General features: G+C 48.9%; 8 protein-coding genes. 4 read left to right on the forward strand and 4 right to left on the reverse strand.

Features of this window, described 5'->3' with window-relative positions:
* Positions 1-67: 67 nt before the first annotated feature.
* Positions 68-2,641: an ATP-dependent Clp protease ATP-binding subunit gene (locus tag E4V70_RS00640; RefSeq protein WP_122862988.1), complete on the forward strand. Its 2,574-nt coding sequence runs from the start codon at positions 68-70 to the stop codon at positions 2,639-2,641.
* A 219-nt stretch (positions 2,642-2,860) separates the two neighbouring features.
* On the opposite strand, the gene E4V70_RS00645 is transcribed toward E4V70_RS00640, so the two are convergent.
* Positions 2,861-3,925: a tyrosine-type recombinase/integrase gene (locus E4V70_RS00645; RefSeq protein WP_122862989.1), complete on the reverse strand. Its 1,065-nt coding sequence runs from the start codon at positions 3,923-3,925 to the stop codon at positions 2,861-2,863.
* Between the two features lie 167 nt (positions 3,926-4,092).
* Between E4V70_RS00645 and E4V70_RS00650 the strand changes: the two genes are divergently transcribed.
* Both E4V70_RS00650 and E4V70_RS00655 read left to right on the forward strand, forming a co-directional pair.
* On the forward strand, positions 4,093-4,833 hold the full coding sequence (locus tag E4V70_RS00650) for a 4Fe-4S dicluster domain-containing protein (RefSeq protein WP_122862990.1): 741 nt from the start codon (positions 4,093-4,095) through the stop codon (positions 4,831-4,833).
* A gap of 10 nt (positions 4,834-4,843) precedes the next feature.
* Positions 4,844-7,843 (forward strand): molybdopterin dinucleotide binding domain-containing protein, encoded by a 3,000-nt coding sequence (locus tag E4V70_RS00655; RefSeq protein ID WP_122862991.1) that lies wholly within the window; start codon positions 4,844-4,846, stop codon positions 7,841-7,843.
* 142 nt (positions 7,844-7,985) lie between these two features.
* Here the strand turns inward: E4V70_RS00655 and E4V70_RS10860 are convergent, their stop codons facing one another.
* The 3 genes from E4V70_RS10860 to pta all read right to left on the reverse strand — a co-directional run bounded on the left by E4V70_RS10860 (position 7,986) and on the right by pta (position 11,782).
* Positions 7,986-9,131 carry a DUF3137 domain-containing protein gene (locus tag E4V70_RS10860; RefSeq protein ID WP_232037791.1) on the reverse strand — a complete coding sequence of 382 codons (1,146 nt, stop codon included), beginning with the start codon at positions 9,129-9,131 and terminating at the stop codon, positions 7,986-7,988.
* A 66-nt stretch (positions 9,132-9,197) separates the two neighbouring features.
* Positions 9,198-10,397: an acetate kinase gene (locus E4V70_RS00665; RefSeq protein WP_122862992.1), complete on the reverse strand. Its 1,200-nt coding sequence runs from the start codon at positions 10,395-10,397 to the stop codon at positions 9,198-9,200.
* Positions 10,397-11,782 carry a phosphate acetyltransferase gene (gene pta / locus E4V70_RS00670; RefSeq protein ID WP_122862993.1) on the reverse strand — a complete coding sequence of 462 codons (1,386 nt, stop codon included), beginning with the start codon at positions 11,780-11,782 and terminating at the stop codon, positions 10,397-10,399. Before pta ends, E4V70_RS00665 begins: the two co-directional genes overlap by 1 nt.
* Positions 11,783-11,844: 62 nt before the next feature.
* On the opposite strand from pta, the gene flgH reads away from it, so the two are divergent.
* Positions 11,845-12,546, forward strand: a complete 702-nt coding sequence (flgH, locus tag E4V70_RS00675) for a flagellar basal body L-ring protein FlgH (protein ID WP_122862994.1) — start codon at positions 11,845-11,847, stop codon at positions 12,544-12,546.
* Positions 12,547-12,918: the final 372 nt, after the last annotated feature.

Below are 12,918 nucleotides of genomic sequence, written 5' to 3' on the forward strand. Positions count from 1 at the left end.
CTTAGATAACTTGACAATAATCGACTAAAGTTATATAATACGCTCAATATAAACTAAAGGAGAAAAAATGGCGAATTTAGGCGAAAATTTAACCGCACAAATGCAAGAGCTGGTAGAAAAGGGCGTCGCGCTAGCGATACATGCGAAAAATCCGCAAACGTTTCCGCTTCACTTGCTTTGGGCTCAGGTCGCAGATAGCGGCTCGCTACTCAACCAAGTCTTTAACAAAATGAACGTCGGCAAGGATGCGGTGGAACTTGAAGTAAAAAGCAAAGCCGCGCAGCTACCGACAAGCTCAAACGTGAGCAAAGAAAACGTGCAAATTTCAAAGGAGCTCATAAACTCTCTTGAAAGCGCAAAAGCTCTGATGGTGAGCATGGGAGATAGCTATATCGCGGTAGATACGTGGATTATCTCGGCGCTTGAGCTGCCTGAGATCAAGCAAATTTTAGGCAAATTTACCGACGTTTTAGAAATCCGTAAAAATTTAGAAAGCATCAGGGCAGGGCGCAAGATAGATAGCCAAACCAGTGACGAGACGCTAGATAGTCTTGAAAAGTACGGTATCGATCTAACCGCAAAGGCGCTAAATAAGGAGCTTGATCCGGTTATCGGGCGCGATGAGGAGATCACGCGCATGATGCAAATTTTAATAAGAAAAAGCAAGAATAATCCTATTTTATTAGGCGAGCCGGGCGTGGGTAAAACCGCTATCGTAGAGGGCTTAGCGCAAAAAATCGTGGCAAAAGACGTACCCACTAGTCTAGCAAACAAACGCGTAGTAGCACTCGATATGAGCGCGCTGATCGCGGGCGCAAAATACCGCGGCGAGTTTGAAGACAGGTTAAAAGCCGTCATAAACGAGGTAAAAAGCGCTGGAAATATCATCCTGTTTATCGACGAGATCCACACCATCGTGGGTGCTGGCGCTAGCGAAGGCAGCATGGATGCGGCAAATATCCTAAAACCGGCGCTTGCTAGAGGCGAGCTGCACGCCGTAGGCGCTACGACGCTAAAAGAGTACCGCAAGTATTTTGAAAAAGACGCTGCGTTGCAACGCCGCTTTCAGCCTATCGACGTAAAAGAACCTAGCGTAAACGAAGCGCTTCAAATTTTACGCGGCATAAAAGAGCGCCTCGAGGTGCACCACGGCGTGACGATCACCGATAGCGCGCTGGTCGCGGCGGCAAAGCTAAGCGACCGCTATATCTCAAACCGCTTCTTGCCCGATAAAGCGATCGATCTCATCGACGAGGCCGCAGCCGAGCTCAAAATGCAGATAGAAAGCGAGCCGTACGAACTCGCCCGCATCAAGCGCGAGATCGTAACGCTACAAGTCGAAAAAGAGGCGCTAAAAATGGAAGACGAGGCCAAAAACGCCGCTCGCCTAAGCGAAATCGAAAAAGAAATCGCAGATCTAAACGAACAAAAACACGCTCTTGACGGTAAATTTGAAAACGAAAAGGCGGTTTTTGGCGGTATCTCAAAAGCAAAAAAAGAGATAGATAGCCTAAAAAGCGAGGCCGAGATAGCGCGTAGAAACGGCGATCTGCAGCGCGCGGCCGAGATAGAATACGGCAAAATTTTAGAAGCGGCCAACCGCCAAAAAGAGCTCGAAAAAAAATGGGACGAGATGAAAAAATCAGGCGTGCTGCTCAAAAATCAGGTCGATGAGGAGCTGGTGGCTGAAATACTAAGCAAATGGACGGGAATTTCAGTCAGCAAAATGCTAACTAGCGAAAAGCAAAAATATCTGATGATCGAGGAGCATTTGCGCGAAAGCGTCGTCGGTCAGGATGCCGCGCTGCACGCTCTAGCAAGAGCCATCAAGCGAAACAAAGCGGGCCTAAACGAGGGCGCGCGGCCGATCGGATCGTTTTTGTTTTTAGGGCCTACGGGCGTGGGTAAAACGCAGTCGGCGAAGGCTTTGGCTAAATTTTTATTTGACGACGAGCGCGCGCTCATACGCTTTGATATGAGCGAATACATGGAAAAACACAGCGTCTCTCGCCTGCTCGGAGCGCCTCCCGGATATGTGGGTTACGACGAGGGCGGACAGCTAACCGAGGCCGTGCGAAGACGTCCGTATAGCGTCATACTTTTTGACGAGATAGAAAAAGCTCACAAGGACGTGTTTAACGTGCTTTTAGGCATCCTAGACGACGGAAGGGCGACTGATAATAAAGGCGTGACGGTCGATTTTAAAAACACGATCATCATCCTCACGTCCAACATCGCGTCGAATTTCATCATGGATCTAAAAGGCGAGGAGCGCGAACAAGCGGTCAAAAACGAGCTTAAAAACTACTTTAAACCCGAGTTTTTAAACCGTCTTGACGACACGATAATCTTTAATCCGCTCGATGAAGACGGACTAATAAAAATCGTAGATATAATGTTTAAAGAGCTTGAAAAAACGCTGCAAAATCGCGGTATCAAGGCAAGCCTAAGCGAAGAGGCGAAGAAATTTATCGCGGGTGCGGGCTTTGACATCGTTTACGGCGCTAGACCTTTGCGCCGCGCGCTATACGAGCTAGTGGAAGACCCGCTAGCCGATATGATCCTGCGAGACGAGCTTGAAAGCGGCGACGAGATCGTAATCGGTAACGACAAAGAAAAAATAACGATCTCTAAAATTTAAACCAAATTTGCGGTCGCGTTTTAGGCGCGGCCGTTTTTATTCTCTAGTCAAATTCTTTAAATTTAACCGCGCAAATATCTTATGTATAAACTACTCAAATTTAAAAACAGCATATTGACTTGCAAGTAGCGAATAAATTTAGTTAAATTTCAAATTTAGCAAGCTCGCGTACCGTTAGCCGTCCAAGTCAAATTTAGCAAAACCGCTCAAAATTAGCGGCTATTCTCCGCTTAGCTCCTCGGCTACCTGTGCGGCAAGCTTTAGCTTTTCGCTATCAAAATGCGTGTAAATTCGCGAAGTGTTCAGGCTTGCGTGTCCGAGCGCTTCTTGCACCAAAACCAGGTCTTTTTGCTTTTTGTAAAGCATCGTGGCAAAGGTATGGCGCAGCATGTGAGCGCCGTTTTTTTCCTTACGGATTCCGGCTTTAAAGAGTATCTGCTCGACGATGCGGCTCACGTAGGCCTGCGTTAGACGCGTGCCTTTTTTGTTGATAAAAAGATAGCCTTCTTTATTTATATAGTTTATCGCGATCGCGTCCAGGTGGGCTTCGATGAGGCGGCGCTTGATCATGACGATGCGGTACTTGTTGCCTTTGCCGCGGATTCTTATGACGTAGAGCTCGCCGTCCTCGGCTATATCTTTTCGCTTTAGGCTTAGCGCCTCGCTCACGCGGATGCCGGTGAAAATGATAATTTTGATGATGAGCTTGTTGCGGTTGGCGTTGCTTTTAAACTCCGCGTTTTCGATCGCTTCCAAAAATCTCTTGACCTCATCCTCGCTCATAAACTCAGGCAGTTTTTGCCCGCGCGCTCCGCCCACGCCGCCCCAGTTTTTTAGCTCGATGTCAAAGACGTGCGCCTTGCCGTCCTCTTCGTTTTGCTTGTCTAAAAATGCGAAAAAATTTATCGCGCTTATGCGGTAGTTTTTCTTGCTCGCGTCGCTTAGTCCGCCCGTGACGCTAGCTAGCACCTCGCTTAGCAGCTCTTCGTCGATCTGCTTTAGGCTCTCTAGCTCGTAAAATTTGAGCGTCTCGAATATCTTTTTAAGCGGATTAAAGTATGTATTTATGCCCGTTAGTCCCGCGTTTCTAGCCGATTTTACGAGGCCGTCTAGCTGGTCGATGTTTTTTATCTCGCGGCTAAGGGCGAAATTTACGCTTGCTAGCGCCTTTGGGTCGCGAAGCTCTTTGTTTGAGAGCGAGCTAAGTTTAAATTTGACGTAACGAGTCAGCCAAAATATAAACGAGTTTTCAAAACTATCCTTGCAATCAAGCGCGTATTTCAAGATATTTTCCTTAATTTTATAAAAATTTGAAAAGCATTATAACCAAACGCTTCTAAAAAATAAATTTTGGGGTAATCTGAAAAACACTTTTAATCAAAATATTAATATTATCATTTAAGTTAAGTTATGATAAAGTTGCGAAACCATTTTGATTCAAAGGAGAAAAAATGCAATCAACGCTAGGTTCGCGTCGTAGCTTTATTGCTGCGGCGGGTGTTTTTATAGCGGCGACCGCGCTCAGGGCCGCTCCGAATAAATTTGAAAAAACCAAAGGTCCGCGCTACGGCATGGTCATCGACCTCACGCGCTGCGTCGGCTGTCAGTCTTGCACGATGAACTGCGCAATGGAAAATAACGTCCAAGCAGGCGCCTTTAGGACGATCGTTTCGGAGTACGAAGCTAGCGACAAAGACGGCAACCGCGCCGTTATCGCTTCGCTACCGCGCCTTTGCAATCACTGCGAAAACCCCGCCTGTATCGACGTTTGTCCGACGGGAGCGAGCCACCAAAGAAGCAACGGCATCGTCAAAGTAAATAGCGCCGAGTGTATCGGCTGCGCGCTTTGCGCCGAGGCCTGTCCGTATCACGCCAGATACCTTAGCATGCAGACCTATAAAGTCGATAAATGCACCTTCTGCGACCACAGACTGCGCGAGGGATTGCTACCTGCGTGCGTGGAGACCTGCGTGGGCGGAAGCCGCATAATAGGCGATCTAAACGACAAAAACTCAAATATCAGAAAATTTTTAGCCGCTCACGAGACGATGGTGTTAGACAGTCCGAAAAATACGCACCCGCAGGTTTTTTATCACGGCGTGAGCGAAATTTTGGCTAAAAACGACAAGGAGCTGGCGGCTAAAAACGGCTACAAGCAAGCGATCAGCTGGAGCGAAGAGATCGCGCTGTAAGGAGGAGACGATGAAAAGACGAGAATTTTTAAAAAACGCGGCGATGATCTCGGCCATAGGCGCGACCGCTGCGGTAGCGGACGACGCTGCTAAAATAAAAGACGACTACAAGCCGCAGGGAAATTCCGCCCAGCCCGAATTTAGCGTAAAAGACGGCAAAATTTTAATGAACGACGGACATAGCGTGGTATTTTCGATGTGTCACGGCTGCGTGGCAAAGTGCGGACTACGCCTGCACGTGGACGAAAAAGCAGACCGCGTGCTAAGATGCACGGGCAACCCATACCATCCGCTATCAAACGTGCACTGGGCGAGCTTTGAGACCTCGATAAACGACGCCTTGCTAGCGACCACGGCTAGCGGCGAGGACGATCGGCGCGCCACCGTATGCGCTAGAGGCGCAGCGCTGCCCGAGATGATAGCCTCGCCTATTAGGATTTTATCTCCGCTAAAGCGAGTAGGCAAAAGAGGCGAGGGTAAGTGGGAAAAGATCAGCTTCGAACGTCTCATCGAGGAGGTCGTCGAGGGTGGGGATCTTTTCGGCGAGGGGCACGTGGACGGGCTTAGAGCCATATACTCAGACGAGCTCATCGACGAGGCAAATCCCGAATACGGCACCAAGCGCAACCAGCTTTTGAGCTTTTATCTCTACGACGGGCGCTCGGATATCGTCGATCGCTTTATCAAAAAATCTTTCGGCACCGTAAATCACTACTCGCACGGCGGTATCTGCGGCGGCGGCTTTAGAGTGGGCGGCAAGATCGCGCACAACGCAAAGGGCTTTGCTCACACCAAGCCCGACTACGAAAATTCCAAATTTAGCATCTACTGGGGCACCTCGCCCGCAAACGGCGGAAATCCGTTTCAAAAGCAAGCTAAAATGGTCGCCCACGCAAGAAGCGTAAACGATGGCTTCACTTACGCCGTGATCGATCCTACGGTAACAAACGCCGTCAAATTCGCCGCCTCCGATAAAGGCCGCTGGATCGGCATAAAACCGGGCACCGACTCGGCGCTTGCTATGGCGATGATACGCTGGATCATCGAAAACGAAAAATACGCCGAAAACTACCTCATGCAGCCAAATTTAGAGCAAGCAAAGCTAGCCGGCGAGATACACTGGTGCAACGCCACCCACCTAGTCATCACGCAAAAAGGCCACCCAGACTACGGTAAATTTGCGCTCGCGGGCGACGAGTGGCAGGTCTGCTCACAAAGCGGCAAAATCCAAAGCTACAAGATAAACGAACCCGCCAAACTCTACTACGAGGGTAAAATTTTACTGGGCGGCAAGGAGGTCGAGGTCAAAAGCTCGATGCAGCTGCTAAAAGAGTCGGCCTATAAACACAGCCTTGAGGAGTACTCTAAAATTTGCGGCGTGAGCATGGACGATATCCTCTGGCTGTGCGAAAATTTCACCAAAAACGGCAGGCAGGTCAGCACCAACGTCCACGGCGGAATGATGCACACGCAAGCAGCGATGAGCACGTATGCGATATTTTGCTTAAACACGCTAATGGGCACCTACGGCTACAAGGGCGGCAGCGTAAATGCAAGCGCGGGCACGCATGAGTTTTTAAAGGGTAGATACGATCTAGAAAATTTCGAGGGCGCATACAAGCCAAACGGGCTAAATTTATCCCGCTCAGGCAAGTATTACGAAACGAGCTCGGAGTTTAAGCGTAAAGTCGCGGCAGGCGGCAGCGGTTATCCTGCACAGCAGCCGTGGTATCCTATCTCGATGCCGCTAGTAAACGAAACGCTCACCAGCCACGCCGCGGGCTATCCGTACAAGGTAAAAGCGTTTATAAACTACATGACAAACGTGATGTATGGACAGGCGGGGCTCGAGGTCGCGGTACTCGACGCGCTAAAAGATAGCAAAAATTTGCCGCTTTTCATCGGTATCGACGCCTTTATGAACGAAACCAACGCCTACGCCGACTATATCGTACCAGACGGCGTAAATCTCGAAAACTGGGCGCTTCCAAACTCGCTTTGGGGCACGATAGCTAAAACCTCGGTCGTGCGCTACCCGGCCGTTACCGCCAAACAAGACCGCGCCGCAGACGGCACGGTGATCGACGTGGAGGCCTTTTATATCGCGGTGGCAAAGAGGCTCGGGCTCAAAGGATTTGGCAAGGGCGCCTTTAAAGATAAAGACGGAAAGCCGATGGATCTGGATACGAAAGAGCAGTATTATGCCGCGGCGCTGGCAAATTTGGCCTTTGACGGAGCGGGCGTGAAAGACATCGACAAAGAGGACTTGAAGCTTAGCAAAATTTCAAAAACCATGAAAAAGCTAGAGCCGTTTTTAAAAGACGAGGAAAAAGTAAAAGTCGCGCACGTGCTGGCAAAGGGCGGTAGATTTGACGATTACGAGAGCGCTTATGCGGGCGATAAAATGACGGTAAAAGTACCCACCGCCACGCCTGCTGCGATCTACTACGAGCCCCTTGGCGGACACAGACACTCTATCACGGGCAAGTACATGCCGGGCACTCCGACTCTAGCTCTTGCGGTGGCTAGTGACGGCACTCCGCTAGAAAAGTTTTTCCCAAAATCAGAATGGAAATACCTCGTAAGCTCGAGAAAATCAAATATCCAGCACTACTACACGATAGTTAGTCCAAAGTTGCGCGCCATACATCCGAAAAATTTTGTCAGGATCGCCGAGGATATCGCGAGCGAGCAGGGTATCAAGACTGGCGACACGGTCAAGATCACGACGCCGTACGGCTCGCAAACGGGCGAGGCCTTTGTAACAAACGGCGTTGCTAGCGGCGTCATCAGCCTCGAGCACGGATTTGGACACGATGAGTTCGGCGCTAGGATGCATTTTATCGACGGTAAACCGGCCTTTTGGCTAGAAAGCGCGGGAAAAGGGGTAAATCACAACAAACTAGGCCTGCTAGATCCAAAGCGAAAGGGCAAATTTAGCCTAAACGACTGGCTGGTGGGCACCTGCGCTAGACAGGCGCTACCTGCAAATATCCGTAAAATCGGCTAAATTTAACGCGGCGGCCTCGGCTTAGCCTGGTCGCCGCAAATTTGACGTTTCGGCGGTAAAATTAAAGTAGCGTAAATTTGTCGCGAACGGCGTCAAATTTAGAGTACATTTGAGACAGCCCGCGCAAATTTGACGGCAAATTTTACCGATAGATATCTAGGCTCAAATTTAACTCGTCGATGACGCTAAGCATCTGCCTCACGTATCTTTGCTCGCGCCGAGCCTCGGCGATGTCTAGTTTATCAAAAAGCCGCCCCTCGAAAAAATTTCTCCTACTAAAGCAAAATAGATAAAATTTGTTATCCATAAAGGCCACGCTGGGCGATTTTAGGGTGTTTTTGTAAGCTTTTAGTATATTTAGCTTGCCCATAAACGCAGGCGTGAGCAGATACCTCGCCTCCACCTTATCCGTCGTAAAAACTCTAAAATTTTCATTAAATTTGACGTCGTCGAGTAGCTCTTTTTCGCCTAAAAATTTAGTATTAAAATCCTTACTCACGGCGACCGTTTTGCCGTTAAATTTCTTGTTAAATTCGCACTTTAGCACGCTACCTTTAAAGTCCGAATACTTATCAAACGCGTATTTTAACAGGATAAATGCGGCGACGTATTTGTTATTTATCCGAGGGTATTCGCGCTCATGGCTAATAATCTCGCACAAGTTAAATTTGACGCCCTTATACACGCCTCGCACGCTATCTTCGCTATAAAATGTGCTCGGTCTATAAATCCCCGCCGCATTAAATTCGCTCTGCGAGATACCGCCGTAAGCGCTATACGTAAAGCTCTCGTCGATATCTTTGATGAGCGCGGGGATAAAAACTTCTTTGTAAAATTCGTTGTATTCGTCCTGTGCTTTGCCTATGCTTTTTAGCTTTGCGGGCACCCAAAATAGCAAGCCAAAAAACAGCACAAGCAAAACCAAAGCCGCCCCGCTGCCTAGATCAAAAATCTTAAGCGCCGCTAAAAATAGGGCAAAAATGCCGACGCAAAAGGCGATAAGAGTGGGCGATCCGGCCGCTGCGGCTCGGCACTCTTTTTGTTTTTTCACGGTTAATAAAAATGCTTGCGAAAGGGTCATTTGGTCGCTTTCGATTAAATTTTGCGTAAATTTTGACCGAGCGCAGCTTAAAATAGAGTAAATTCGGGCGGGTAAATTTGAGCGAGGATTTTTAAAATTCGGCAGATTTGGAGTCAAATTTGGCTCGGCGTAAATTTGAAATTTGCCGCCGTTTTCGAGCGTAAATTTAAGATCAAATTTAACCGAGCCGTAGAAGCGACTCGTCAAATTTGCTTTAATGCCAAATCAAAGCGGCAAATGCGCCGACAAAAGCTCAAATTTAAGCGATCAAATTTAGAGATTTTCTATCACCCTTTTTGTTTCTAGCGCGATTTCTAGCTCCTCGTTAGTAGGCACGACGAGAGTTTTTACCGCTGCGTCAGGGGTGCTTAGATCGCGTATACCGCCGCTTGCGGCGAAATTTAGCTCGTGATCGATCCTGATACCCATGTGCGTGAGATCGTTACAGATTTTCTCGCGGCTATACGGGGCGTTCTCGCCGATACCGCCGGTGAAAACTATCGCGTCCACTCGGCCCAAAACCGCGTAATACGCGCCGATATATTTTTTTATACGGTAGCAAAACATCTCAAAGGCCAGATGCGCGCGCTCGTCGCCGCCTTGCATCTTAACGACCACTTCGCGCATATCGTTTGAGCCGCAGATGCCTAGCAGTCCGCTTTTTTTGTTTAAAAACGCGTCTATGCCCTCAGCCGTGAGCTCGCCTAAATTTAAAAGATATGTAAGCACCGCAGGATCCATATCGCCGCTTCTAGTGCCCATTATCAGGCCTTCTAGCGGACTTAGGCCCATCGAGGTATCCACGCTTTTGCCCCCTTGCACGGCGCAGGCGGAGGCTCCGTTGCCAAGATGTAGCGAGATAGCGTTAAATTTCTCGTACGGTACGCCTAGATACTCGGCGGCTTTTTTGGTCACGTAGTGGTGCGAAGTGCCGTGAAAGCCGTATCTGCGGATATGCAGCCTCTTGCAAAGATCAAATGGCAGAGCATAGCGGTAGGCGTACTCGGGGATAGTTTGATGAAATACGGTATCAAAAACGACGACGTGAGGCACCTTTTTGCCACTCTCTTGCATGGCGTTTCTTATGCCCGCTAGGTGGCCCGGGTTGTGAAGCGGCGCTAGGACGGAGTTTTGCTCGATTTTGGCGATCACGTCAGGCGTAATTAGAGCCGAGTCGCTAAAGCTCTCGCCGCCGTGCACGATGCGGTGCCCGATGCCGTCTAGCTCGCTAAAATCATGCAGGATATTTGAGCTAGCAAACAGCCGCCTCATCGCTTCAAGCCCCTCGTGGTGGTCCTTTAGCGGAGCGCGCTCCTCGTAAATTTTATCCGCGCTAACGTCTTTTAGCTTGGCGTAGGAGCTTGCTTCGCCGATCTTTTCGACTAGGCCGCTAGCGATGACGCGGTTATCGCCCATATCGAAAAGCTGAAATTTAACCGACGAGCTGCCTGAGTTTAAAACCAAAATTTTCACTATTTTTCTCCTTCGTTTGCGGCTTGTATCGCGCTTATTAGGACCGTATTTACGACGTCTCCCACGCCGCATCCGCGACTTAGGTCGTTTACCGGTTTTTTTAGACCTTGCAAGATCGGTCCGACGGCTAGGCAGTTTGCGCTTCGTTGCGCGATTTTATAGCCGATGTTGCCCGCGTTTAAATTTGGAAATACAAAAACATTCGCGCGGCCGGCTACGTCGCTGTTTGGTAGCTTTTTGCGCGCTACGGCAGGATCTACGGCCGCGTCGTACTGCACGGGAGCTTCGATTTTTAGGGCTGGGTCGAGATCGCGCGCTATCTCGCCCGCACTCCTAACCAGGTCTATATCCGCTCCGCTGCCGCTATCTCCGCTAGAGTAGCTTAGCATCGCTACTCGCGGCTCCAGTCCGAACGCGCGCGCCGTGTCCGCCGAGGCTAGGGCGATTTGCGCTAGTTGCCGGGCGTCCGGGTTTGGATTTATCGCGCAGTCGGCGTAGATCAGGATCTCCTCCGCAAAGCACATTATAAACGAGCTTGAAACTAGCGGGCTATCAGGGCGGGTTTTGATGATCTGAAGCGCAGGGCGGATGGTGTGCGCCGTGGTCGTGTTTGCGCCGCTTACCATGGCGTGGGCTAGCCCTTCTTGCACCATCATCGTAGCAAAATACGTCCTGTCTCGCACGAGTTCGCGGGCTTGCTCTAGGCTTACGCCCTTGCTTTTGCGAGCTTCAAAAAGCGCGGCGGTTAGGCGCTGCGTGTACTCGTTTTTTTCTAAATTTATAAATCTAGCGCCGTTTAAATTTACCCCGAGCTTCTCCGCATCAAATTTAACCTTGTTTTCGTCGCCCAAAAGGATCAAATTTACCGCGCCGCTTTTTAGTAAAATTTCGCTGGCTCCTAGTATCCGCTCGTCTTCGCTTTCTGGCAAAACGACGGTTTTTTTATCTTTTGCGGCGAGTTTAAATAGCGAATTTTCAAACCTCAAAGGCGTGATTATATCTTGGTTTGCGTTTAAAATTTCATCCAAATTTCCGCTTACGATTAGCTTTGAGTTTCGCGTAAAAAAGCTCAAATTTTCGCGGCAAAAAACCGGAACGTTTAAATTTCTAGCGATTTGTAAATTTAGCTCTATTTCGCCGATACTTGCGATGCTTTTTGCAGGCTTAACGAGTACGAAATCAGCGCTTTTAGCCAGGCGGTCAAATTCATTTACCGCGCTTTTAAAAAACTCCCGCTCGCTACCGTTTTCAAAAGCCTTCTTGGTATTTTTTAGTCCGTCAAAATCATTGATGGGGTCAAAAACGGCTACATTTTTAAATTTTGTTGATATAATTTCGTAAATTTCTTGAAAATTCGCGCCAAGCGCAAGGATAGAATCGGCCATAATTTTCCTTTTGGAACTTGATTTGCTTATTTTATCGTAAAATTTTCACTTTAAGGTAAAGCGTGAGAAAAAATATTTACTTTTGCGCCCTCGCAGCAGCGTTTTTGAGCGGGTGTTTGCCTAGCGCCGACCCTCGCATAGATATGAAACCGCCCGTTTACGTCGAGCAGCTTCCCGCCAAGCAGGTCAATAACCAACCAAACGCCGGTAGCCTTTTTGGTCGCGGCGACAACCCGCTTTTTGCCGACCGCAAGGCGATGAACGTAAACGACATCGTAACCGTCGTCATCAGCGAGCGCGCCAACCAAAGCTCCAGCGGCAAGCACGACACGAGCAAAAACAGCACGATAAGCCTTGGCGGAGGGGTATTTACCGCAGGCTCCGCGCCGCTATCTACGCTAGCCACTCAGCTAAACAAAGCCGGCGACATCGGCTTTAGCGCGGGTACGAAAAATGAATTTACGGGTGCAGGATCTAGCGTGCGCGCAGAGGCTTTTACGACTACGATTTCAGCGCGCATCATTAAGGTGCTAGAAAACGGCAACTACTTTATCGAGGGCTCGCGCGAACTGCTCATAAACGGCGAAAAGCAAATCATGCAGCTTAGCGGCGTGATCCGCCCGTACGACATCTCAAACGCCAACGAGATCGACTCGCGCTACATCGCCGACGCCAAAATCTTATATAAAACCGAAGGCGACGTGGATAGGGCGACGAGGAAGCCGTGGGGGACGAAGCTTATGGAGGCAATCTGGCCTTTTTAAGCTTTTTTATGCTTAGCTAGCTGGCTTGTCTTTTGAGTGTCTTTGAATGAGTTTGAAATTTTCGCCCTGCGACAGACTATATGTCTAGTCTTGGGACGAAAATTTCCGCACAACATTCAAATCCATCTCAAAACACTTCGCCTTAATTTCTAAATTCAAATTTAAAGTCAAATTTGCAAATTTCGGCTTCAAATTTTGACCACCGAGACCCGCATTTTGAAAATGCAAATTTAAAATTTGCGGCGCGGCAGCGCCAAATTTAAACCTGCACGTAGTGCAGCAACCTCTCACGTCGTAGGGGATGGGGGATTATTAAGGGGGAAGGGAGCGACTTCGTAATTCAAGCCCCTTCCCCCTTAACAAGAAAGATTA

Origin of the sequence: Campylobacter showae (genome assembly GCF_900699785.1) — a bacterium.
Lineage (GTDB): Bacteria > Campylobacterota > Campylobacteria > Campylobacterales > Campylobacteraceae > Campylobacter_A > Campylobacter_A showae_D.

Bases quoted from the DNA above. Each gene is read 5' to 3' on its own strand.
- E4V70_RS00640 (WP_122862988.1), top strand. From the start codon at position 68: ATGGCGAATTTAGGCGAAAATTTAACCGCACAAATGCAAGAGCTGGTA.
- E4V70_RS00650 (WP_122862990.1), top strand. From the start codon at position 4,093: ATGCAATCAACGCTAGGTTCGCGTCGTAGCTTTATTGCTGCGGCGGGT.
- E4V70_RS00655 (WP_122862991.1), top strand. From the start codon at position 4,844: ATGAAAAGACGAGAATTTTTAAAAAACGCGGCGATGATCTCGGCCATA.
- pta (WP_122862993.1), bottom strand. From the start codon at position 11,782: ATGGCCGATTCTATCCTTGCGCTTGGCGCGAATTTTCAAGAAATTTAC.